The organism is Bartonella sp. AC130YNZD (assembly GCF_042196865.1).
In the GTDB taxonomy this organism is placed as follows: domain Bacteria; phylum Pseudomonadota; class Alphaproteobacteria; order Rhizobiales; family Rhizobiaceae; genus Bartonella.
In genome coordinates this window covers 48,361-73,131 of sequence record NZ_JBHIQZ010000005.1, presented here as the reverse complement: position 1 = coordinate 73,131, position 24,771 = coordinate 48,361, and the positions used below count along the sequence as shown (strand labels likewise).

Genomic DNA, 24,771 nt, shown 5'->3' with positions numbered 1-24,771 from the left:
ATATGACAAAGATTACAACCAAAAATCCTGTTGTGTGCGCTGTTAATTGGAATAGATTACATGATGAGAAAGATCTTGAAGTATGGAACCGCTTAACTGGGAATTTTTGGTTACCTGAGAAGGTTCCACTTTCCAATGACATTCCTTCATGGTCAAGCTTAACGGATGAAGAACGCAAGCTAACGATTCGTGTTTTTACAGGACTAACGCTTCTCGATACAATTCAAAACACTGTAGGAGCCATTTCGCTTCTGGCTGATGCGATAACAGAGCATGAGGAGGCAGTTTTGACGAATATTGCTTTTATGGAAGCTGTTCATGCACGTTCTTATTCCTCTATTTTTTCAACCCTTTGTTCGACGGTAGAAGTTGATGATGCGTTTAGATGGTCAGAAGAAAATATTCATTTGCAGAAAAAGGCTAGATTAGTACTTGAGCGTTATGAAGCAAATGATCCACTTAAGAAAAAAATTGCTTCGACTTTGCTGGAAAGCTTTTTATTTTATTCTGGTTTTTATTTGCCTATGTATTGGGCCAGTCGCGCTAAGTTGACCAATACAGCAGACCTCATTCGACTAATCATTCGTGATGAAGCAGTCCATGGTTATTATATAGGTTATAAATTCCAGTTGGGCTTTGCAAAGCTTGATGAAGCCAAAAGACAAGAAATTAAAGATTTTGCTTTTAACCTGCTCTTTGATCTTTATAACATCGAGTGCAAATATACTGAAGATCTTTATGATGCGCTTGGATTGACAGAAGATGTTAAAATTTTTCTTCATTATAATGCTAACAAGGCTTTAATGAATTTAGGTTTTGAAGCTCTTTTCCCCCCTGAGGTTTGTCGTGTTAATCCCGCTATTTTGGCAGCTTTATCACCAAACTCTGACGAAAATCATGACTTTTTTTCAGGAGCAGGTTCTTCTTATGTCATTGGCAAGGCTGTTGCTACTACGGATGATGATTGGGAATTTTAATGTTTGCATGCAAATAGAAGTGCGCGGGGTATTCCACTTAGATCTTTGCGCACTTCTAAACATTGAAAACCATTTTTTTCAAACAAATTGCAGGCTTCATTTTCTTGAGAGAAACCAATTTCAACAGCGACATAGCCGTTTTCTTTTAAGTAATTGGCTGCTTCATGGGCGAGTTTTCGATAAAAATCAAGTCCATCTTCCCCTCCTATCAGAGCGCGCAATGGGTCATGTAAGCGCACTTCTTTTGCAAGTTTTTTGATATCTTTTGCGGGAATATAAGGTGGATTGGAAACAATAAAATCAAAGCGATCTGTGACAGAATCAAACCAGTCGCTAAGAAGAGGTGTGAAGCGGTGTGCTACTTCAGCATTTTTTGCATTTTTTTTCGCTGTTTTAAGGGCATCTTCAGAAATATCGACTGCCACCGCATAGGATTGGGGAATTTGTTTAAGGAGTGCAATAGCAATGGCGCCACTTCCTGTTCCCATATCAAGGAATGTTGTTCTTCTCGAATTTTCGACCTGTTTTTGGAGAAAAGGGAGAACAAGATCTATCAGCGTTTCTGTATCAGGACGAGGTTCTAACGTCTCTTGAGACAATGTAAAAGATATACCATAAAATTCTCGTGCTCCTATAATACGGTAAACGGGTTCGCCTGCAATACGCCGTTGTAAAGCCTGTTCTATTTGTATAATATGCTCAGAAGATAGATGCATATCTGGTTTAGAAATTCTTTCAGCAGCATTTATTCCTGTTATCCATTCAACGAGTATTTTCGCATCGAGATCGGCTTCAGCAATCCCTTTCGTGCGCAATTTTTCTTGCATTTGTTGGATAACATTCTTGAAAGAATATTTGCTCAATTATTATCCATTTCCATTAGCAGTGTTGTTTGATGATCTGAGATGAGTGCATGAAGAAGCTCATCAAGATCTCCCTCTAGAATGCGATCAAGCTTATACAAGGTTAAATTAATACGGTGATCCGTGACACGTCCTTGTGGAAAATTATAGGTACGAATACGTTCTGAGCGATCACCAGAACCAACTTGGCTTTTACGAGAAGCTGAACGTTCACTTTCCGCTTTTTGTCGTTCGATATCGAATAAGCGTGCCCGTAAAATTTGAAGGGCTCGTGCTCGGTTCTGATGTTGTGATTTTTCTGCTTGTACGACCATAATTCCTGTTGGAATATGCGTGATACGAACAGCTGAATCCGTTGTATTAACATGCTGTCCTCCTGCTCCGGATGCACGCATTGTGTCGATACGAATATCTTCAGGACGAATATCAATATCAATATCTTCAGCTTCTGGAAGCACAGCAACGGTAGCAGCAGATGTATGGATACGCCCACCTGTCTCTGTTTCAGGGATGCGTTGCACACGATGAACCCCCGATTCATATTTCAATTTAGAAAAGACACCTTTTCCTGAAATGGTAGCAATAATCTCTTTATATCCGCCAACTTCCCCCTCACTAAGTGAAATAACTTCTACTTTCCAATGGTGAGCATGGGCATAACGTTCATACATGCGGAAAAGATCACCGGAAAAAAGTGCTGCTTCTGAGCCACCCGTTCCTGCTCGAATTTCAACAATAGCGTTTTTTTCATCAGCAACATCTTTAGGCAATAACAGAATTTGGAGTTCTTTTTCAAATTGCTCCACTTTTTTATATAACGATGGTAGCTCTTCTTGAGCAAGATTACGCATCTCTATATCTGTTTGTTTATCGTTGATAATCGTTTCTAATTCTGTAATCTCTTCGTAAAGAGCATTTAATGCGCGTATAGAGGTAATAACGGGTTGTAGTTCTGCATATTCAGAAGCTAATTTGACATATGTTTCAGCATTTGGATTCGTCGTCATTTGGCTTTCAATTATTTCAAAGCGTTTTTCAAGCTGTCTCATACGATCTTGTGGCAAAGAAACCATGATAATATTGGCCTAATTTTTCATAATACAATTTTTATAATATTTTGTTGCAATGATTTTTTGTTATAATATTGGCAATGAATTACCGTATAGCATCATACAAAGAGGGGTAATAAAGCAATTCTTTTTTTTGCCAATGAAAACTATTATATTTTAAAGGTAAATTTTTATAAAATTTGATTTGCCTGAGGTATTTTATCTAATGATATATGATTACTTTTTTAAGAGTTTTTTTTTCCGTAAAGTTCAAGGCGGTGATGAATAATATCATAGCCAAGGGATTTTGCAATTTCCTCTTGCAGCTTTTCAATAACATCAGAATGAAACTCGATAACTTGTCCTGTTTCTATATCAATGAGATGATCATGATGTTGCCCATCTGCTTGCTCAAAACGAGATGGACCACCACTAAAGCTATGGCGATGAATTGTTCCATTTCCTTCTAATATTTTCATGGTTCGATAAACAGTTGAGAGTGAAATATTCGAATCTATTTTGTTTGCACGCTGAAAAATTTCAAATGCATTAGGATGATCATTTGTATCAGTCAAAATATCAAGAATAACTCGTCGTTGACGTGTTACTCTTAAACCAGCTGTGCGCAATTCTTGCTCATAATTTCGCTTTTTATTCATTTGCATAATTTGCTTTTCAAACAAAGGCTCCATGACAGTGTTTGTATTTTTTTTCTGAACCGCAAGGACAACGCTCATTACGTCCAACTTTTCCCCATGTGGTTATATCGTTAGGGTCACGATCTTGTGGATTAACAAATCTATTTTCTTGTGATCGTGCCCATAAGGTGGGAGCATTTTCTTGACTTTGATCATTAAAGACAGAAGAAACAGCATCAGTTTGCTCAGGCATGGTCGGTTCTGTGGGGTGTTGAATGATTTCAAAGCGCATAAGCTTAGAAGTGACAATTCGGCGCAAATTTCTCAACATACTTTGAAAGAGTTCAAATGATTCTGTCTTATATTCATTGAGCGGATCCCGCTGCGCATAACCACGAAACCCAACAACAGAACGCAAATGGTCTAAACTCACCAGATGTTCACGCCATAACGTGTCAATAGTTTCGAGCAATACTGCTTTGTGAAAATAAGCCATAACTTCTGGAGAATATCGTTCAGTACGCTCATTTGCAAGTTTTGTAACAGCATCTGATACACGCTCTAGAATTTGCTCCTCGGCAATTCCATCTTCTTTTGCCCATTCTTCCACTGGAAGCTCAAGATTAAAGAGTTGTTGAAGCTCTTCTTCGAGAGTTTTTGCATCCCATTTTTCAGAATATGTCCCTGATGGAATATAGGACTCTACGAGATCCTCTACGACTTCATTGCGCATTTCAAGGATCATTTCTGATAAATCATCTGCGTTCATGACCTCCATACGCTGTTCAAAAATAACCTTGCGTTGATCATTCATGACATCATCATATTTTAGCAGATTTTTACGAATTTCAAAGTTTCGTGCTTCGACCTTTTTTTGCGCTTTTTCAAGGGCTTTATTAATCCATGGATGGATAATAGCTTCATTTTCTTTCAATCCAAGTTTTTGCAGCATACTATCCATACGGTTAGAGCCAAAGATACGCATAAGATCATCTTGAAGAGAGAGAAAGAATTTTGAGCGACCAGGATCGCCTTGGCGACCAGAACGTCCACGAAGCTGGTTATCAATACGACGGCTTTCATGACGTTCAGTAGCGATAACGTAAAGCCCTCCAGCTGCTAAAGCTTTTTCTTTAAGCTTCTGAACATCTTTTTTTATTTCTTCAATTTTAGCTGTCCGCTCTGGACCTTCGGGGATATCCTGTAACTCTTGTCGGATGCGCATTTCAACATTACCACCAAGCTGTATATCCGTACCGCGTCCTGCCATGTTGGTTGCAATGGTGAGAGCTCTAGGAACTCCTGCTTGCGCAATGATATATGCTTCTTGTTCGTGATAGCGAGCATTTAAGACTCTAAAATCGGTAATGCCTTCTTTTCGCAAACGCTCTGCCAATTGTTCTGACTTTTCAATAGAGGTTGTTCCAACAAGAATAGGCTGTTCTTTTTCGTGTGCTTGACGGATATCACGCACAATTGCCCGATATTTCTCTTCTGCTGTTCGATAAATCTCATCATCTTCATCAATACGTTGTATTGGCAAATTTGTAGGGACTTCGACAACGTCAAGACCATAAATATTTCTGAATTCTTCGGCTTCTGTTGTTGCAGTTCCAGTCATGCCAGATAATTTTCTATACATACGGAAGTAATTTTGGAAAGTGATGGAAGCAAGTGTCTGGTTTTCTGGTTGAATAGCAACATGCTCTTTAGCTTCTAACGCTTGATGAAGTCCTTCAGAATAACGCCGCCCAGGCATCATTCGCCCTGTAAATTCGTCAATAATAACGATTTCATCATTGCGAACAATGTAATCTTTATCACGAGCAAACAGTTTATGAGCTTTTAGAGCATTATTGACATGATGAACGATAGCGACATTTTCTATGTCATAAAGACTCTCACCTTTAAGATGCCCAGCTTGTTCGAGCATTTTTTCAATTTTTTCAGTACCAACTTCGGTAAAGGTCGTTGTTTTTTGTTTTTCGTCTATTTCATAGTCTTCTGGAGTTAAGGCAGGAATAAATGTATCAATAAGGTTATAGAAGTCAGTACGATCTTCTAGAGGACCAGAAATAATAAGGGGGGTACGGGCTTCATCAATAAGAATCGAATCAACTTCATCAACAATTGCGTAATGATGTCCACGTTGGACCATTTGACTATGATCGAAGGCCATATTATCACGCAAATAATCAAAACCTAGTTCATTATTTGTGGCATAGGTAATGTCGCATGCATAGGCCTCTCGGCGGGCATCACTATCAAGATCATGAAGAATCACTCCTGTTGTAAGCCCTAGAAAATTAAAAATTTTCCCCATTGTTTCAGCATCACGACTGGCGAGATAATCGTTTACTGTCACAACATGAACGCCTTTACCTTCCAATGCATTGAGATAAATTGGTAGAGTTGCCATTAATGTTTTACCTTCACCAGTACGCATTTCAGCTATGCCACAGTCGTGAAGGACCATTCCACCAATAAGTTGCACGTCAAAAGGACGCATGTCATAAACACGTTTTGCGGCTTCACGAACAGTCGCGAAAGCTTCTGGTAAGAGCAAATCAACACTTTCACCTTCACTAAGACGTTTACGAAAGGCATCTGTTTTTTGGCAAAGCTGCTCATCACTTAATTTTACGAATTGTTCTTCCAAAGCATTAATTTGTGCAACTTTTTGGCGGAGTGCTTTGAGATGTCGCTCATGAGCTGAACCAAAAAACTTACGGGCAAAAACACCTAAACTGACCATCTCTGGCCCTTTCTTTTAATTGTTGTCAATCTTGTTGGGTAATTCATATGCTCTCCCCATACTCTACATTTCCTTCAGGTTGTCTGATATCATTGGAGACATCATGAAATGCAGATGGTACCATTATACTTGCTGGTGTGCAATTTTTCACTCTAATTGTAAAGTAGAGATAAGAGGCTAAGCGCTTTATGTCAACTTTAAGTATGCTATTTAACTGATACAATACAAAGTAATTTAAGATACAATATGTCATTTTTCTCTATTATCATGCTTTTCATCTGCATTAGATAGGATTGGAGAAACTGAGATAAAAGGATAATTTTATACTTTTTTAAAATAAATTACTAATTTATTTCTCTATGTTTAAAGATTAAAGTGTTATGTTAAAGAAAATTGGAATCTTGAACCTGCCTTCATTTTTAAGGAGTATATTTATGAAATTTAACTTTATCACGCTTTTTTTAGCATCAACTTTATTGGCAAGTACAAGTTTAGGGGTGAGGGCCCAAGAAGGTTTGAATTCATCGTCGAATGATTTAAAGACTTTGGAGAAAGCTTCTGAAAAAGCCGTTTCTCCTTCTCATATTATGGCGGTTATTGATGGGAAAAATATTACAGCAGGCCAATTGGATGATTTAGCACTTGAAATAAATCCTAATTTAGCACGTTTTCCTGATGAACAACGTCGTATGATGGTTCTAAAAGCTTATTTAGATATGCAGGCACTTGCAAAAGCAGCAAGAAACAAAGGTCTTGATAAGACAGAAGCTTACGATAAACGTATGGCAGTCATGCGTGACAATGTTCTTCAACAGCTTTATTTTAAACAGGCGATTGTTGACAAAATATCGGATACTGATTTGGAAGCTCTTTATAAGCAAGAAGTTGCTGCTTTACCTAAAGAGGATGAGGTTAAAGCGCGTCATATTTTGGTCAAAACGAGAAAAGAAGCAGAAGCTATCATTAAGCATTTAAATAAAGGCGAAAATTTTGAAGAGATTGCAAAGAAAAGTTCAACAGATGGTTCTGCTGCCGTTGGGGGTGATCTTGGTTATTTTAGCCATGGTCAAATGGTCAAGCCTTTTGAAGATGCTGCATTTGGTTTGAAAGTTGGCGAATACACTAAACAGCCTGTTGAAAGTCCTTTTGGTTGGCATATTATTAAATTAGAAGATCGTCGTGTAAAACAACCGCCTGCATTTGATGATGTTAAAGAGGTGTTGCGGACACAGCTGATAAAAAAGCGCTATCAAGAACTAATTGTTGATTTACGTAGCAAGATAGATGTGAAATACCCTGATCCTAATGTTACAAAAATCATGGAATCGCTTCATCAAAATGGGACGCTGCTTCCCGATGAAACATCTGATGAAGAAGATACGGAATAGCTAGGAAAAATAGGTGGATAGCCTCTTTAATAGATAATTTGCTAGGTTAGTTTTGTTCAAAAAGCCTAGCAGTTTTCTATGAGAGGTTATTGATCCGCAATCGTTTTATTTGTTTTTATAGAAAGCATATTGTGGTTTTGAAAATTTCTCCTTTGTCGCCTCAAAAGATCCAGGAGCTTTCTCCATTATCTGGTGTACGGATAGCAACAGCTAAAGCTGGGATTAAATATAAAGATCGTACAGATCTTCTTTTCATCATATTTGATAAGCCAGTGAGTGTGGCCGGTGTTTTTACTCGTTCAAAATGTCCATCTGCCCCTGTAGAGCATTGTCGTGCATCGCTTCCTCATGGGGTTGCGAGGGGTGTTGTTGTGAATTCTGGAAATGCAAATGCTTTTACAGGAAGCAAAGGAAAGCACACAGCCAATGCAATTATTTGTGCAGCAGCGAACGCTTTAAAGGTTAGAGAAGATGAAATTTTTATAGCTTCTACGGGCGTTATTGGTGAGCCAATGGATGCAGCGGGTATTGTCAATCTTTTACCAAGTATGACAAAGATAGCAGAAGAGGGAAATTGGTTGGAAGCTGCAAAAGCCATAATGACAACGGACACATTTCCAAAACTTGCAACGCGCACTTTTGACTGTGGGGGAGAGCGTGTTACCATTAATGGAATTGCAAAAGGCGCTGGTATGATTGCACCCGATATGGCGACAATGCTGTCATTTGTGGTTAGTGATGCTACCATTTCTTCGGATGCACTCCAATCCATGTTATCAGAGGCAGTTGAGGGTTCTTTCAATTCAATTACTGTTGATAGCGATACCTCAACTTCAGATACGCTTATGTTGTTTGCGACAGGGAAAGAACATTTTCCATGTCTTACAAGTAAATCTGATCCGCGTTATGGGGTTTTTATGAAACAATTGAGTGCACTTCTTCATGAACTTGCACTACAAGTTGTTTGTGATGGTGAAGGTGCTCGTCATTTAATTGAGGTTAATGTGGTGGGTGCTACAACAAATAATGCAGCTAAAACTATTGCTTTATCAATTGCAAATTCACCGCTCGTAAAAACGGCTATTGCCGGTGAAGATGCGAATTGGGGGCGGGTCGTTATGGCAGTTGGGAAGGCCGGTGTTGAAGTCGATCGTGATCTATTGACGATTTGGTTTGGTGAGCATCGTGTGGCTGTGAATGGCGTACGAGATCCTGAGTATTGTGAAGAGACAATAGGTACTTATATGCAAGGTAAGCACATCACGATTCGTGTTGATATCGGTTTGGGTAAGAGCACGGCGACGGTTTGGTCTTGCGATTTAACAAAAGAGTACGTTATGATCAATAGCGATTACAGAAGTTAATGGATGCACTTTATATTTAACAGTTTATTATTTTTCAGAGCAAATGGGGTATGTGAGCTCTTTTAGGAGCAGAGGGGATATGATAGAAAAGTCAGTTATCTTTATGTTCCCTATTGGGGAGTGATATGTGTATGAAAAGTTCCATTCTTCTTGTTGTTGCATGTGCACTGTTAGATCAGAATAATTGTGTTTTGCTTACACAGCGTCCTGAAGGAAAATCGCTGGCTGGTTTATGGGAGTTTCCTGGTGGCAAGGTTGAGCAAGGTGAAACTCCGGAAGCATCATTGATTCGTGAACTAGAGGAAGAGCTTGGTATTTATGTTCAACCAAATAATTTACACCCTTTAACATTTGCAAGTCATAGCTATAAAACATTTCATCTCTTAATGCCATTGTATCTTTGTGACCATTATGAGGGCGTTGCGCAAGGACGAGAAGGGCAAAATTTAGAATGGTTTTTTATTAATGATCTTGATAAATACCCTATGCCTGATGCTGATAAACCATTGGTTCAGGTATTGAAAAATCACCTTCTTTAATGTGTTAAAAGAAGGAAATATTGTTTAAATATAAATCAATATATTGAGTTATAATAATAATTTATAATTTTTTTATGTTGAATGGGGAAGTCCAGGGTCATAAAAAATTTTCTCATTTCAAATCTGTTTTATGTTAAATTAATCAAAATCATTCTTTTGCACGTTCCAAGCGGGGCGGGTCATGTGGATAAAATTATGTAAGACAGAAATAAATAAAATACGTGCTGAAAGAACACTCTTCAATAGCCAAGGGTTATCGCAACATTGAGAATTGGCAAAGTGTATAATGATGCCTTTGCGCGCTTCATAAGCATAAAAATGGTGCTAGATAATGGATTTATACTTTTCGCGATTATTATTGAGAGATTGTTTTGGATGCATCGAGAGATATTAGGAGTATTTATTTCATAAGATATCGATAATAGAAAAAATTTCAAAAAATGTTGCTTTTGATTAAGAGGGGCATATCCCTTACGTAATATAGAACGCCATTGTGTTGCATATTTACGGGGTTGTTTAAAAGAGACATCTCGCAATATTCCAAAGCCCATTTCGTGCTGGCACTCGTGAATGGTATAATGGTAAAGCCTTATAAGATAAAATCTATTGAGCGCCACTATCTTTACGCTTATGAAGGAGTAAGCTGGTTCCAATGTTAGTTATGATAGCTCTTGGCATTTGAGAGCATTCAGAAGGGATATTTTTCTTTTCGTAATCATTTTTACTTATACATCAAAATCGCTTGTGATGAACAAGCAAGCGATTTTGATTGATTCAACATAAAAACAGATTTGAAATAAGAGAATTTTACGATATTTAGAATGCTTGATGCAGAGCGAATGATGGATAGTTATCCTTATAAATCAATCTATTGTATAATAAAAACATTCAATTAACTTTTTATAGGAGGCATGTATTAAGTTTCTTGAATTGGACGGCGTTTTGCGATGGGATATTGATTTTTTTTAGCGATACGCGTAATTGTTTTTTCCAATGGCTCAATCATAACGTCCATAGAAAAACCATTTGCGTGAATAATATTTGCGTGATCGATCATAATAGCAACATGATCTTTCCAAAAAATTAAATCACCTCGTTGAAGTTTATCAGTATCTGTAAGAGGACTGCCTATAGTTTTTTGCTGCATATCGGTGTCACGTAAAACTATTTGATCAGTCATCATCATAGAGAGCTGAATGAGTCCCGAACAATCAATTCCAAAACCGCTGACACCACCCCAAAGATAAGGTGTACGGATAAAGGTTTCTGCAACTGTGACATAATCTTCATATACGCGTCCAATGGGGCTGAGATGGCTCGTAATGATTGCTGTTCCATTTTCAAGAATAGAATACATTGTGTCACGGACTTCAATTTCATCAAAAACACTGACTTTGCTTCCCATAGATAATGGGGATACTATTGGTCCACGTAAGTCAGCGTGTAAATATTTAAATGTGCGTGGTACTGAAACCACATGCGTTTGTTTTATGGTTGATGTACAAAGAACTTTTGTATCAATATAACCGACATAACCATCTTTGAGTGATTGTCCCCACGACAATGTTTCCCCTTGTTCAAAAATGAGAAGTTCTTCTCCCAATAAACATTCTGTTTGTCTTTCACTTTTTTTACTATTTTCTTTAAAAAGTCCAGCGACCGCTGTATTAACACGTCTTTTTTCACCTTGAACAAAGCGCTGAGCTGTAATTTCTGTTTCAAGACGTTGATCTGCTAGATCATCTCTGAATGCATGAAGTCTTGGGTCTTTAGAGATCATCTTTTTGCTGTCCATTTTGTTACTCCTTACCTTTAAACAAACTCATGAAAACTGTATTGGTAAGGTTTTTATCCTCAAACAAAACTAAGAACACAGTGTAAGACCAATTATTCTTTAAGCTGCAAAATTGTCCATTTTTGTGGATATTTGTGTCAAAATTCATTTTTAAAAATATTATAAAGGGCACGAATAGTTTGTGCTGATCCACCAATAGGGTATCCTGGTTTTTCTTTTGGAACCCATCCATAAAGGTCAAAATGCGCAAAATGTTCAGCTTTTTCAACAAAAGAATTAAGAAATAAAGCAGCCGTTATAGAACCAGCAAAGCTATTTCCAGTTACATTGTTAAGATCGGCAATTGGTGATGATAACATCTCTTGGTAAGGTTTCCAAAGGGGCATTTGCCAAAGAGGATCAAAGACAGCGTGAGCAGATTCAGAAATTTGTTGTGCCCATATTGAATCATTACAATAAAATGCGGGAAGATCCGGTCCTAATGCTATACGCGCTGCCCCTGTTAAAGTAGCCATACAAAGCATGAATTGTGGACTTTCTTCATCACCATAGGCAAGTGCATCGGCAAGGACAAGTCGCCCTTCAGCATCTGTATTACCTACTTCAACACTTAAACCTTTACGACTTTTGAGAATATCACCTGGTCGGTAAGCATTCCCAGAAATTGCATTTTCTACAGCTGGAATCAAAACGCGTAAACGGAAAGGCAATTTTGCATCCATGATAAGTTTAGCCAATCCCAAAACGTTTGCTCCACCCCCCATGTCTTTTTTCATAAGCAACATGTTATTGGCTGATTTAATATCGAGTCCTCCAGTATCAAAAGTTACGCCTTTGCCCACCAACGTTATTTTAGGATGATGTTCTTGCCCCCAGAGTAACTCAATCAGTCGTGGTGCAGTGCTGCCTGCTCGTCCTACAGCATGAATCATCGGAAAGTTATGGGTTAAGAGATCGTCTCCACAAATACTTTTGATATGAGCACCGTAGGTTTTTCCTAGTTTTCGAGCTTCTTTTTCGAGAGTATCAGGGTTCATATCATTGGCTGGAATATTAATGAGATCACGGACGAAAAAGACAGCTTCATAAATTCGTTGGAGCTCATTAAGATCAATAGCCTCATTGACATGGATAGATAATGATTTGAAAGAAGAATTTTGACGATAGCGATTAAATTGATAGCTACCAAATGCCAATCCAAGATAGGTATTTATTTCATCAGAGGTTGTACCTTCTAAATGCCATTGACCAGCAGGAAGCTTTTGAGCAAGCAGTCCTGTGATAAAAGGATCGTTACCATTGCCAATTCCAAATAAAACTTTTTTTAAATGCCCCGTTTCGTGAGGAATAAAGAGTATTTGTCCTGCTTTACCAGTAAAGTCATTAACTTTTATCCATGCTGTTGTTGACGCATCAAGTGATAAGTTGGCAAGAGTTCTTTGGTTTACCAAGATGATAGGGCAACTGTTATCGATACGCGTTGAGGTAAAATAAATGTGGTGGTGCTGCATAGTTATGAGATCCTTATAGTCGTCTAAGTGCGACATATTCAACCAAATGATTTTTTCCCTTTCGTAGAATGAGATTGGACCGTGGTCGTGTTGGCAATATATTTTCCTGTAAATTTTTTAAATTAATCGTTTGCCAAAGATCCTCAGCGATTTTTGAAGCTTCTTTTTCATTGAGGTGGGCATAACGATGAAAATAGGATTCAGGATTTTGAAAAGCTGTTTTACGCAAACGTTTAAAGCGTTCCAAATACCAGTGACGAATGACTTCTGTTTCGGCATCGACATAGATTGAAAAATCAAAAAAATCTGATACGAAAGGAATAGCTTTCCCATCTTTAGGAAGATCACTGACCTGTAATACATTAATCCCTTCAACAATTAAAATATCAGGACGATCAATGGTAATAGTCTGATTTTCTAGAACATCATAGATCATATGTGAGTAAAGCGGGGCACGGACATTTCCGATACCTGCTTTTATAGCCGAAAGAAAGCACAGCAACTTTTTAATGTCATAGGAATCAGGAAATCCTTTGCGATTCATTCGATTTTTTTGCTGTAAGATTGCGTTAGGATAGAGAAAACCATCCGTCGTTATCAGATCAACTTTAAGGCTAGATGTCCATCTTTTCAACAGTTCTTGAAGAATGCGAGCCGTGGTTGATTTTCCTACAGCTACAGAACCAGCAATTCCAATAATAAAGGGCGTTTTTCTACTCTCTTCTTGATGGAGAAACTGCTGACGTTTGTGAAAAAGTTCCTGTACTGCTTCAACATGGCATGATAATAGACGCGATAAAGAAAGATAAATGCGTTGGACTTCTTTAAGATCAATAGGATCATCAATAGAGCGTAAACGCTTAATTTCATCAAAAGTCAAAGTAAGAGGTGTGTTTGCACGAAACTCTGACCATTCTTGTGCAGTAAAAACGCGATAGGGTGAATATCGGTCAGAAACGGATTTGACCAGATTATCTTTCTGATTAATTTTTTGTATAGTCGTATCAATCATTTGTATTGGTCGAGAATTTTTTGCAGCAGCAATTGATTAAGAGTAGACAGATGAGCGGCTTTATTTTCAAGTAAATTTTGTTTTGCATGCTCTCTTCTTTTAAGATAATAGATCATTTTTCATTAACTTATAGTCCAGTCATTCCAGTTTGCACGGATTTGTGCTAATGAGTGCCCTTGCGCCAAAAAAGTCCATAAAAGTAGACGCGCTTTTACAGCTGATAAATAACCAGACATGAGAGCACCAGAAGCAATCATATCGATTTCGGAGCCTTTATAACCATAAGTTATACGAGTTGTTGAGCCATTACAACAACGACTAGCAATAATGATTGGTATTTTTTGTGCATATTGTTGTACAAGGTCTGCTTCTTGAAAACTACAGTGTCCTGCACCAAAACCAGCAATAACAACTCCAGCATAATACCCACTTTCAAGGCATAGTTTCATTAATTTTGCATCAGATGATAAAGAGGAATAGAGGAGTGCAATTTGATGATCATGGTTTTGGGGAAGATCAAACGTTTTTGGGAAAAATTTTCGATCATTGAAATAAATAAGTTTTCCCTCTAAAATAGTTCCTAAAACACCTGCAAGACCTGATTGAAATGTTTCGACTTTGATGGTATGGCTTTTATAGAGCCAATAAGGTGAATGAATTGCATCATTTATGACAACGAGAACGCCCCTGTTACGACTTTGTGTGGCTGCTGCGACACGAGTGGCTGCTAAAATGTTGGCGGGGCCATCGGTGCCTGCTTCATGAGGCATGCGCATAGCACCGGTTATGATGAGTGGTTCGGCTTCTTTCCAATAAAGAGAAAGAAAAAAAGCTGTTTCTTCCAGAGTATCAGTCCCTTGTGTTAAAACAATACCTTCTGCACCAGCGTTTATTTGTTGTTTTGCCCACTTAATTATTTCAAAAAGCATTTGAAACGATAAAGATCCACTTGGTATTTGCATTAATGTTTGTGCATGAATATCAGCAACGTTATTTAAAACAGGAACACTTTTTATGAGGTTATCTGAAGTTAAAGTCGGTTGCATGTGACCAAAACTATCAGCAGTCATTGCAATTGTTCCACCTAAGGTCCCTATGGCTATTTTTTTCATAATTTTCCTCTAAAAAGCACAAACTGTTTATATAAAGCTGTTTAGCAGTAATTTACATTGACAACAATGATATCATTTTTCCATTTTCAACAAATTGAGTTATGCTGAATCATTGTGTTTTGCTGTATATGTTCTTAAATAGGACAATAGTAATTGAGTTTTACATTGTATGAAAAGAAATCAATATTAAAAAGTAAAGTTAATATTAAGGAGTTTCCTTATGACAGAACATAAGCCAGACATAATGTATGGTACAACAATTATTACGGTACGAAAAGGTGGAAAAGTCGTGATGGCCGGGGATGGTCAGGTCTCTCTTGGACAGACAATTATGAAAGGTAATGCACGTAAAGTGCGTCGTCTTGGAAAGAACGGAGTGGTTATTGCTGGTTTTGCTGGTGCTACGGCAGATGCTTTTACATTACTGGAGAGATTGGAAACAAAGCTTGAGCAATATCCTGATCAGCTTATGCGTGCTTGTGTGGAACTTGCAAAAGATTGGAGAACAGATCGCTATTTGCGTCGTCTCGAAGCAATGATGCTAGTGGCTGATAAGAAAGTAACTTTGGCTCTAACAGGGCTTGGTGATGTCTTAGAACCAGAAGATGGGGTTATGGCAATTGGCTCTGGAGGAAATTTTGCTCTTTCAGCAGCGCGTGCACTCATGGATTTGGATTTGGATGCAGAAACTATTGCTCGTAAAGCTATGGCTATTGCCGCTAAAATTTGTGTTTACACCAATGATCATTTTACGATTGAAACATTGGATGCAGAATTATCTTCTTTAGAGAAAGCTATTTAAATGTGTGTTGTATTTTCCCCTCGTGAAACTGTTTCTGAACTTGATCGTTTTATTATTGGCCAAAATGATGCCAAACGCTCTGTAGCTATTGCACTGCGCAATCGGTGGCGTAGGCAACAGCTTGATGCGCCGATGCGTGAAGAAGTTATGCCAAAAAATATTTTAATGATAGGGCCAACAGGAGTTGGTAAAACTGGTATTGCACGTCGATTAGCAAAACTTTCTGGAGCACCCTTCGTTAAAGTAGAAGCGACTAAATTTACTGAAGTTGGTTATGTGGGACGTGATGTTGAGCAAATTATTCGAGATCTTGTTGAAATTGCCATTTCTCTTGTGCGTGAAAAGAAACGGGATGAAATAAAAGAAAAGGCTCACGTGAATGCTGAAGAGCGCGTTTTAGACGCCCTTGTTGGTAAAACAGCCAGTCCCGCTACCCGTGATAGTTTTCGTAAAAAATTGCGTGGAGGTGAATTGGATGAGAAAGAGATTGAAATTGAAGTAGCCGATAATAATAGCAATAGTGCTTCAACCTTTGATATTCCTGGTATGCCTGGGGCACAAATGGGTATTATGAATTTATCAGATATTTTGGGCAAAATGGGCAGTCGTACAAAAGTCCGTAAGACGACAGTAAAGGATTCTTTTAAACCGCTCATTGATGATGAATCTGAAAAACTCCTAGATCAGGAGCAAATTATTCAAGAGGCGCTTCGTGTTGCTGAAAATGACGGTATTGTTTTTATTGATGAGATTGATAAAATTGCAACCAGGGATGGTGGAGCAAGTGTTGCGGTTTCGCGTGAGGGCGTTCAACGGGATCTTTTGCCTTTGGTTGAAGGAACAACAATTGCTACAAAATATGGGCAAATCAAAACAGATCATATTCTTTTTATTGCCTCAGGTGCATTTCATGTTTCCAAGCCATCTGATTTATTACCGGAACTTCAAGGACGTTTGCCCATCCGTGTGGAGCTCAACCCTTTAACAAGGGAAGATTTACGACGCATTCTAACAGAACCAGAAGCCAGTTTGATTAAACAATATATTGCTCTTATGGCAACAGAGGAGGTTCATTTGGAAATTACCGATGATGCAATTGATGCTTTAGCAGATATTGCTGTAGATTTAAATGCAAGGATTGAAAATATAGGGGCACGTCGTTTGCAAACAGTGATGGAACGCGTTTTGGATGAGATTTCTTTCACTGCACCTGATAAAGCTGGAACATCGTTTAAAATTGATGCTGCTTACGTGAGAAAATCTATTGGTGAGCTTGCTGCTGATATCGATCTTTCCCGTTTTATTCTTTGAAAGTTATTGCTTGTTCTGTTTAACTGCGTGCTTCGATAATTTTGAAACCATGGGCTTGTTCATGTATCAACACTGTGCGGAAAATATTTTTTAATAATGTTTCATAAGGCAGGTGGCGGTTTGCAACAAAAAGCAGACTGCCGTTTGGCTTTAAGCACTTTGCAGCATTTATAATAAAATTTTTTCCTAATGAAACATCTGTTGTTTGTTGTGTGTGAAACGGTGGATTTGAAATGATTGTGTCATATAGATTTGTGATAGGTTCATGTACAAGGTCATGCCAATAAAAATGAATTGGAAAAGGAGCTGTTATGGATTTAAGGTGCTGTTTTGCTGCTCTCAAAGCATTGTAGTCTGCTTCATAAAGGTCTAGAGCGGTGAGTTTTTCACTTCTTTCAAGCGCAACGTGAGAAAGATAACCCCATCCAGCACCAAAATCAGCCGTTTTTCCAGAAATAATTTTGAGCATATAAGAAGCAAGCGCAGCAGATCCTGGATCAATACGTCCGTGTGAGAACATACCAGAAGTGGTTTGAAATTTACCGAAAGTGAGCGGTGGTGAGCGCAATTGCGCAATGTTATGTCTCTCAATTTGTTGAGGAACTTGCAACCAAAATACAAGACCATGATTTTTAGACAATTTATTGGTGATGGGAACAATTGTTTTGACCCATTTCATCATTGAAGCAGCACCAGCAGTTTTATCCCCACTGATTACAATCCATCCATTGGGTTTAACGCATTCTAATAAATCAAGAAAACAATTTTGGTTCAAACCACGATATTTGCTCAAATGTAAAAATGCACCATCATAGCTGAAAGTTTTATCTATTTGAGGAGAGCAGTGAAATTGAGTATCGACAAATTTTAAAAAATCTGGTCGCCAAGGCGTAATAACTTTTAAATTTTGTGCCCATTCTGGAGCTGGGATTTCTGTTAAACCAAAACTTAGCCAACACTGGTTTGGATCAGGATACGGGAGTTCATGATTTTCAAAAGGCAAAAATAATGACACATATGACTCTTTTAAAGAAAAATGCCACTCCAATGTTGGGATGGCATTTCATGATACGATAAGAGGAAAAACTTACTCTTCTTTCTTACGGCGGCGCTTATTTTCAGGTTGTTTTTTTTCATCCACGTACTTTTCTTCATTGATTGCTTTATCACCGGTGATTTCCTTTCCGGTTGTTTGATCAACGACCTTCATTGATAATCGAACTTTTCCACGCTCATCAAAGCCCATTAATTTAACCCAAACTTTGTCACCTTCTTTTACAATATCGGTTGTTTTGCTGACGCGTTCTGATGCAAGCTGAGAGATATGAACGAGTCCATCACGAGAACCAAAGAAGTTTATAAACGCACCAAACTCTGCAGTTTTTACAACTGTTCCTTGGTAGATAGCACCAACTTCAGGCTCATCGACAATAGAATGGATCCAACGTTTTGCTGCTTCAATGGTTTTAGCATCAGCAGAAGCAATTTTAATGGTACCATCATCTTCAATATTAATTTTTGCTCCCGTTTGTTCCACGATTTCCCGAATAACTTTACCACCAGAGCCGATAACATCACGGATTTTATCGACAGAAATATTCATAACTTCGATTCGTGGAGAAAATTCACTCAGCTCAGCACGTGCACTGGTTAAAGCTTTCGCCATCTCATTAAGGATATGGATTCGTCCACCTTTGGCTTGTTCAAGCGCGATTTTCATAATCTCTTCGGTAATACCATCAATTTTGATATCCATTTGCAAGGCAGTAATACCATTTTCTGTTCCTGCGACTTTAAAATCCATATCTCCAAGATGATCTTCATCCCCTAAAATATCAGAAAGAACAGCAAAGCGTTCTCCTTCTTTAATCAAGCCCATAGCAATACCAGCAACAGGGCGTGCTAGAGGAACACCAGCATCCATAAGAGCAAGTGAGGTTCCACAAACCGTTGCCATAGAAGAAGAGCCATTGGATTCAGTGATTTCTGAGACAGCACGAATGGTATAAGGAAAAGATTCTTTCGTTGGCAACATGGGGTGAATTGCCCGCCATGCCAATTTGCCATGTCCAATTTCACGACGACCAGGAGAACTAAGGCGTCCCGTTTCACCCACTGAAAATGGTGGAAAATTGTAATGGAGAAGGAATGTTTCCTTATACATTCCTGTCAAGGAATCAACATATTGTTCATCTTCACCAGTTCCCAATGTTGCAACGACAATTGCTTGTGTTTCTCCGCGGGTAAAGAGTGCTGATCCATGTGTGCGGGGTAAAATACTTACTTCTGATTGGATAGGGCGAACGGTAGAAAGATTGCGTCCATCAATCCGCTTTTGGGTATCAAGAATGTTTCCGCGAACAATTTTTGCTTGCAACTGTTTAAATACGGTTGCAATTTGATCTGCACTAAATTGACAATCTTTTTCTGTTTCTGGCATAAATTTATTGAGGATTTCTGTCTTTAGTGCATCAATTGCAGCATAACGTTCTTGCTTATCAGTAATTCTGTAAGCCTTTCGTATATCCTGTTCTGCCATTTTCTGCATCGCTTTTTCAAGTTCAGAAAGATCTTCAGGAACAAAATCACGAGGATCTTTTGCAGCAACTTCAGCAAGCTTTATAATGGCATCAAGGACAGGTTGAAGGCCTTTGTGACCAAACATCACAGCTCCCAACATGATATCTTCCGGTAATTCTTGTGCTTCTGATTCAACCATCAAAACAGCACTTTCTGTTCCAGCAACAACAAGATCAAGTTTTGATTCAGGCATTTCATCGATATGAGGATTAAGAACATATTGTCCATTACAATAGCCAACGCGGGCACCAGCTATAGGCCCCATGAAAGGAACACCTGACAGGGTCAATGCGGCAGAAGATGCAATCATCGCAAGGATATCGGGATTGTTTTCGAGATCATGCTGTATAACGGAAACAATAACTTGTGTATCATTTTTATATCCCTCAACGAAAAGGGGACGAATTGGGCGATCAATCAAACGTGAAACCAAAGTTTCATTTTCACTTGGTCGACTTTCACGTTTTAAATAGCCCCCAGGTATTCGACCAACAGCATAGGATTTTTCTTGATAATTAACGGTGAGTGGAAAAAAGTCCTGGTCTGGTTTTGGGATTTTGGCCGATACAACGGTTGCTAAGACAATCGTTTCTCCATAGGTAGCAATCACTGCACCATCAGCTTGACGCGCTATTTTCCCTGTTTCAAGGGTAAGCGGACGCCCGGCCCATTCAATTTCTATCTTGTGCGTTTTGAACATTTTTTATCCTTAATGACCAGTGTTTAAATCTTTGATTGCTCACATTCTGGTTTTGCGTAGCATACTTCCAAGATCTGAGGTGGACAACATACTTTTTATCTTTGTTGCAAGAAAAGAGAAGTAAACTGCTTAAATGCGAAATGATGAGCAGTCCTATCCCATAATAACTTATCAGTTTTTAAAATTTTTAATTAAAAGCAACACGTTGAAAAAATGGGTGTTTTTTTAATACCACTTCCATTTTTCTTTTAGCGACGCAAACCTAACTTCTTTATAAGTGTCTGATAACGATTTTGGTCAACACCTTTAAGATAATCAAGAAGGCGCCGGCGTTGAGATACCATCTTCAAAAGACCACGACGAGAATGATTATCCTTTTTGTGAGATTTAAAGTGGTTTGTTAAATTAGAAATACGTTCAGAAAGTACAGCAATCTGTACTTCTGGTGATCCTGTATCACCAACTTTGTTTGCATATTCTGCGACAAGAGCTTTTTTACGTTCAGCTGTAATCGACATCGTATTATCCTTTCCAAAAACGAAGAAACATAAAGTCACCCATAGCCGAGATGTCGTTCAGCAAGGGTCTGTGAAAAAACAGGAAAAGTCGAAGACTTTTACCTATTTTCGCTCTTATATAGGAAAGAAGGTTAAAATACTAGTCCTTGACAGCATTTTGAAGTCTTTCTTTAAATAAAAGCTTTTGTTTTGAAATATTGATTTAAATAGAGTTTTATGAGAAGTTTTTTAAAGAATTATGCATCCTTTTGATACAAAGATTATGAGCGTGTATGTGGTAACAAAAGTGATAAATACCGATTTGGAGGAAAAAGATGCAGAGCATTTCAACATTAAAGCTTTTTCGTAATTCGGTATTTCGAAATTTATGGTCATCGACTCTTATTTCTAATTTAGGGGGGCTGATACAGGCTGTTGGAGCAGGGTGGTTAATGGCGTTGATTAGTTCTTCGCATTCCATGGTTGGGCTAGTTCAAAGTGCCACAACATTACCACTTGTTATGTTTTCTTTGATGGCAGGGGCATTAGCTGATAATTTTAATCGGCGTCAAATTATGTTGTGTGCGCAGATTATGATGATGGTCATATCGATGAGTTTATCTGTTTTAGCCTATATGGGATTTCTAACACCTTGGCTTTTGTTATGTTTTACGTTTTTGATTGGATGTGGTACAGCTTTTTATAATCCTTCTTGGCAAGCAACGATAGGAGATATTGTGAGCAGGGAAAATATTCCTGCTGCTGTTAGTTTGAATAGTGTCGGCTTTAATTTGATGCGGAGTGTTGGTCCTGCTATTGGTGGTGCCATCATTGCAACTTTGGGGGCATCTGCTGCTTTTTTGTTCAATGCTATAAGCTATATTCCTCTTATTGGTGCGTTGTTTTTCTGGAAGTCGAATTATGAAAACAACTCATTACCACGAGAAAGGCTGTTAGGAGCTGTCTCAGATGGTTTGCGTTATGTTGCGATGTCACCTAATCTCCTGAGTATTATGGTTCGAGCGTTCCTTTTTGGTATAGGAGCAATTTCTATTTTAGCACTTTTGCCAATTGTTGCGCATAAAGTTCTTGGAGGAAGTGCCCTTCTTTATGGTACATTGCTCGGTTGTTTTGGGTTAGGAGCCATGACAGCAGGTATTATTAATGCAGTTGTACGGCATCATTTTCGTTCAGAAACAATTATTGCAAGTGCATTTATTGGTTTTGCCTTTTCTTGCTTTTTATTGGGAATAAGCCGTTCACTGATTATAAGCCATATTGCTTTATTTCCTGCAGGGTTATGTTGGGTTTTGGCATTATCATTGTTTAATACATCTGTACAACTCTCTACACCACGCTGGGTTGTTGCACGTTCTTTAGCACTTTATCAAACGGCATCTTATGGGGGGATGGCTATTGGAAGTGCAATCTGGGGAGTTTTGGCTGATGGTTATTCTCCAACAATTGCTTTGAGCGTTTGTTCTCTATTCTTGATTTTTGGTGCTCTTGCGGGGGTAAAATTTAGAATTCAAGAAATTCCTCAGATAGATTTAAATCCTCTTGATCATTTTAGAGAGCCGGAATTATTACTTGACCTCAAAGCAAGAAGTGGCCCGATCATGATAATGATCGATTATAAAATTCATGAAAATGATCTTGAAGAGTTTCTCAAAGTGATGACGCGTCGACGCCATATTCGATTACGTGATGGTGCGCGTCAGTGGGTCCTTTTACGAGATCTTGAAAGACCTGAATATTGGACAGAGGCTTATCATATGCCAACATGGGTAGATTATTTACGCCATAATCATCGTCGTACAAAAGCAGATGCAGAAGTCAATAAGCGTCTGCGTCATTTAAATTGTGCTCCTAACGGTATAAGAGTGCACCGCATGATTGAACGCCAAACAATACCTCAAGCCAATGAGATGCTTTTAAAAGTTTCCTCTGATCATCTCCCTTAGGGTTAAAACAGTTTTTATAAATATTAAATATATTAATATTATTTCGATCAATTTGTTAGCATAATCATAAAAAAATTGCTGTTTCAATATTTAATGAATTGATTTATAATGGTTATTTGTTATTTTTCATGTTGAGTGATAGTTCTGAAAATCTTAAGCTTTTCTCGTTTCAAATCTATTTAGAGTAAATCAGTCCATATCTTTGCTTTTACATTATAAACGAGGACTAAAGTATGAGTAAAAAACGATTAAAAAAGAAATAAAAAGCCTCTTATGAATCCTTTCGAATGCAAGGATTGTTGCGACATTAAGAGGAAAAAGTGTGTGGTGGTGTTAGCTTATAGCACTGACTTAAATTTTGATATGAATACGGTAAATATAGACAATGAAAAGCACCATATTTTTCTTAATTGATAGAGAAAAATATCTTTCCGCAAAAGGTGGTTGGGAAAAGAATCGATTAAATTGTGAAAATCCGCTTTGGTTTAAATAGACCTTTGTCGAGAGTGCCAATAGCAAGAAGTTGTTCCTTATAGAGGACACAAATTTCCTCTTCATCAAGAGGTACTTTGTGATGATTCAAGAGGATAGAATGGCCTCTTATAATTCTCTGTGCTTGAGTTTCATTAAGGATATAGTGAGGGAGGCAATCCAATGCGGCGCTTGTGTCAATTAAGAGCTCATCAAGTGTTGTGAAGTTTTTTTCAAAAGAACGATTATTCTCATCTGTAGTGTTTTTATTTGGTGGAATGGCTGCTTTTAGTTCCTCCCATGTAATGAGATCTTCTTCATCAAAAGGTGCGACGGCAATACGTCTTAAATCAGCAATATGCCCATAGCAACCGAGATCACGTCCCATATCGCGTGCTAAAGAGCGCACATAAGTTCCTTTTCCGCAGGTTATTTCAAAGACAGAATGCTCTTTGGTAGGCATTTCTAATAACTTGAAAGTTTCTATTTCCACTTCACGGGGCGGAATTTCAACAACTTCTCCTTCACGCGCTAAATCATAGGCACGATTTCCGGCAATTTTGATTGCTGAAAATTGTGGAGGTGTTTGCAAAATAACACCTGTATATTGAGGAAGAAGAGCAAGTATTTCTTCTTGTGTTGGACGTATGAGAGAAGTTTTCGTTATTTCTCCTTCTAAATCATCTGTTGAGCGCTCTTGCCCCCAAGCAATATGAAAACGGTAAGTTTTTTTGCCTTGCATCACATAAGGGACGGTTTTGGTTGCTTCGCCCAATGCAATGGGAAGGAGACCAGAAGCAAGAGGATCAAGTGTGCCCGCATGTCCTGCCTTTTGAGCATGGAAGATCCATTTGATTTGTGAGACAGCTTCTGTTGATTTCATTCCTTTTGGTTTATCAAATATGACCCAGCCAGAAACAGGACGCCCTTTTTTCTTGTGTTTCCGCGCCATATCTTTAATCCTCATCTGTATCACTATGGTGAAGATCGCGCGCAACCTCAGGCGAGCGAAGGAGGGCATCAATTTTTGAAAAATTATCAAAACTATTATCAAGTCGGAAACGCAGTTCTGGCATATATTTCATTTGTCGCAACGCATGACTAATTTCTCCACGGAGAAAACGACTATGTTTATTGAGGGTGTCAACAACATCGGTATGAGAAGCATTTTTAAGAGTGCTGAGAGGTGATACAAAGCAAGTAGCAATTTTTAAATCTGGTGACATGCGTACTTCAGAGACAGAAATAACAATATCTTTTAAGATATCATCAAGCAAAATATCACGCTGTAATATATGCGCTATTGCATGACGTACTTGCTCTGCTACTCTAAGTTGCCGTTGTGATGGCCCTGCATTTTTCATCAAAGTTTTATCCTTGCTACAAGATCTCTTTTTTGACCATTTAGATAAGGAAAAAGAGATATTGTGTATAAAACCTAAT

The 24,771-nt window shown here is 38.3% G+C and carries 20 protein-coding genes; 7 read left to right on the top strand and 13 right to left on the bottom strand.

What is annotated here, in order from left to right:
* Nucleotides 1-2: 2 nt before the first annotated feature.
* Nucleotides 3-977, top strand: coding sequence for a class 1b ribonucleoside-diphosphate reductase subunit beta (gene nrdF / locus ACFINU_RS03375; RefSeq protein WP_273722534.1), 975 nt, complete (start codon nt 3-5; stop codon nt 975-977).
* On the opposite strand, the gene prmC is transcribed toward nrdF, so the two are convergent.
* The 4 genes from prmC to secA all read right to left on the bottom strand — a co-directional run bounded on the left by prmC (nt 974) and on the right by secA (nt 6,282).
* A complete protein-coding gene (gene prmC, locus ACFINU_RS03370; RefSeq protein WP_375618057.1) occupies nt 974-1,840 on the bottom strand; it encodes a peptide chain release factor N(5)-glutamine methyltransferase in 867 nt (288 codons plus the stop codon). The genes nrdF and prmC overlap by 4 nt on opposite strands.
* Nucleotides 1,837-2,913: a peptide chain release factor 1 gene (gene prfA / locus ACFINU_RS03365; RefSeq protein ID WP_375618056.1), complete on the bottom strand. Its 1,077-nt coding sequence runs from the start codon at nt 2,911-2,913 to the stop codon at nt 1,837-1,839. The genes prmC and prfA overlap by 4 nt, the downstream gene beginning before the upstream one ends.
* Nucleotides 2,914-3,134: 221 nt before the next feature.
* Entirely contained in the window at nt 3,135-3,626 is a 492-nt protein-coding gene (locus tag ACFINU_RS03360) for a Fur family transcriptional regulator (protein WP_375618055.1), read from the bottom strand.
* Nucleotides 3,565-6,282, bottom strand: coding sequence for a preprotein translocase subunit SecA (gene secA / locus ACFINU_RS03355; RefSeq protein ID WP_375618054.1), 2,718 nt, complete (start codon nt 6,280-6,282; stop codon nt 3,565-3,567). The genes ACFINU_RS03360 and secA overlap by 62 nt, the downstream gene beginning before the upstream one ends.
* 434 nt (nt 6,283-6,716) lie before the next feature.
* On the opposite strand from secA, the gene ACFINU_RS03350 reads away from it, so the two are divergent.
* The 3 genes from ACFINU_RS03350 to mutT all read left to right on the top strand — a co-directional run bounded on the left by ACFINU_RS03350 (nt 6,717) and on the right by mutT (nt 9,573).
* Complete coding sequence (locus ACFINU_RS03350) at nt 6,717-7,670, top strand: peptidylprolyl isomerase (protein ID WP_375618053.1); 954 nt, start codon at nt 6,717-6,719, stop codon at nt 7,668-7,670.
* Nucleotides 7,671-7,801: 131 nt separating this feature from the next.
* A complete protein-coding gene (gene argJ / locus ACFINU_RS03345; protein ID WP_375618052.1) occupies nt 7,802-9,034 on the top strand; it encodes a bifunctional glutamate N-acetyltransferase/amino-acid acetyltransferase ArgJ in 1,233 nt (410 codons plus the stop codon).
* A 125-nt stretch (nt 9,035-9,159) separates the two neighbouring features.
* A complete protein-coding gene (gene mutT, locus ACFINU_RS03340; RefSeq protein WP_375618051.1) occupies nt 9,160-9,573 on the top strand; it encodes an 8-oxo-dGTP diphosphatase MutT in 414 nt (137 codons plus the stop codon).
* A gap of 916 nt (nt 9,574-10,489) precedes the next feature.
* On the opposite strand, the gene ACFINU_RS03335 is transcribed toward mutT, so the two are convergent.
* The 4 genes from ACFINU_RS03335 to ACFINU_RS03320 all read right to left on the bottom strand — a co-directional run bounded on the left by ACFINU_RS03335 (nt 10,490) and on the right by ACFINU_RS03320 (nt 15,003).
* Nucleotides 10,490-11,353 (bottom strand): NlpC/P60 family protein, encoded by an 864-nt coding sequence (locus ACFINU_RS03335; protein WP_375618094.1) that lies wholly within the window; start codon nt 11,351-11,353, stop codon nt 10,490-10,492.
* A 152-nt stretch (nt 11,354-11,505) separates the two neighbouring features.
* Nucleotides 11,506-12,879 carry a M17 family metallopeptidase gene (locus ACFINU_RS03330; protein ID WP_375618050.1) on the bottom strand — a complete coding sequence of 458 codons (1,374 nt, stop codon included), beginning with the start codon at nt 12,877-12,879 and terminating at the stop codon, nt 11,506-11,508.
* Between the two features lie 13 nt (nt 12,880-12,892).
* Nucleotides 12,893-13,891: a type I pantothenate kinase gene (coaA, locus tag ACFINU_RS03325; protein WP_375618049.1), complete on the bottom strand. Its 999-nt coding sequence runs from the start codon at nt 13,889-13,891 to the stop codon at nt 12,893-12,895.
* A gap of 122 nt (nt 13,892-14,013) precedes the next feature.
* Nucleotides 14,014-15,003 (bottom strand): asparaginase, encoded by a 990-nt coding sequence (locus ACFINU_RS03320; RefSeq protein WP_375618048.1) that lies wholly within the window; start codon nt 15,001-15,003, stop codon nt 14,014-14,016.
* A 220-nt stretch (nt 15,004-15,223) separates the two neighbouring features.
* Here ACFINU_RS03320 and hslV point away from each other — a divergent pair, with 220 nt between their 5' ends.
* Together hslV and hslU are read left to right on the top strand one after the other, a co-directional pair.
* Nucleotides 15,224-15,805 (top strand): ATP-dependent protease subunit HslV, encoded by a 582-nt coding sequence (gene hslV, locus ACFINU_RS03315; protein ID WP_012754621.1) that lies wholly within the window; start codon nt 15,224-15,226, stop codon nt 15,803-15,805.
* The gene (hslU, locus tag ACFINU_RS03310; RefSeq protein ID WP_375618047.1) at nt 15,806-17,116 is read left to right on the top strand and encodes an ATP-dependent protease ATPase subunit HslU; all 1,311 of its coding nucleotides are present in this window, start codon (nt 15,806-15,808) and stop codon (nt 17,114-17,116) included.
* A 19-nt stretch (nt 17,117-17,135) separates the two neighbouring features.
* Here hslU and ACFINU_RS03305 read toward each other — a convergent pair whose 3' ends face one another.
* The 3 genes from ACFINU_RS03305 to rpsO form a co-directional block, all read right to left on the bottom strand.
* On the bottom strand, nt 17,136-18,131 hold the full coding sequence (locus ACFINU_RS03305) for a class I SAM-dependent methyltransferase (protein WP_375618046.1): 996 nt from the start codon (nt 18,129-18,131) through the stop codon (nt 17,136-17,138).
* 72 nt (nt 18,132-18,203) lie between these two features.
* The gene (pnp, locus tag ACFINU_RS03300; protein WP_375618045.1) at nt 18,204-20,396 is read right to left on the bottom strand and encodes a polyribonucleotide nucleotidyltransferase; all 2,193 of its coding nucleotides are present in this window, start codon (nt 20,394-20,396) and stop codon (nt 18,204-18,206) included.
* A 248-nt stretch (nt 20,397-20,644) separates the two neighbouring features.
* Complete coding sequence (rpsO, locus tag ACFINU_RS03295) at nt 20,645-20,914, bottom strand: 30S ribosomal protein S15 (protein ID WP_375611819.1); 270 nt, start codon at nt 20,912-20,914, stop codon at nt 20,645-20,647.
* A 314-nt stretch (nt 20,915-21,228) separates the two neighbouring features.
* Here rpsO and ACFINU_RS03290 point away from each other — a divergent pair, with 314 nt between their 5' ends.
* The gene (locus ACFINU_RS03290) at nt 21,229-22,857 is read left to right on the top strand and encodes an MFS transporter (RefSeq protein WP_375613307.1); all 1,629 of its coding nucleotides are present in this window, start codon (nt 21,229-21,231) and stop codon (nt 22,855-22,857) included.
* A gap of 460 nt (nt 22,858-23,317) precedes the next feature.
* On the opposite strand, the gene truB is transcribed toward ACFINU_RS03290, so the two are convergent.
* Nucleotides 23,318-24,280 carry a tRNA pseudouridine(55) synthase TruB gene (truB, locus tag ACFINU_RS03285; protein WP_375618044.1) on the bottom strand — a complete coding sequence of 321 codons (963 nt, stop codon included), beginning with the start codon at nt 24,278-24,280 and terminating at the stop codon, nt 23,318-23,320.
* 4 nt (nt 24,281-24,284) lie between these two features.
* On the bottom strand, nt 24,285-24,692 hold the full coding sequence (gene rbfA, locus ACFINU_RS03280; protein ID WP_375613309.1) for a 30S ribosome-binding factor RbfA: 408 nt from the start codon (nt 24,690-24,692) through the stop codon (nt 24,285-24,287).
* Nucleotides 24,693-24,771 lie beyond the last annotated feature (79 nt).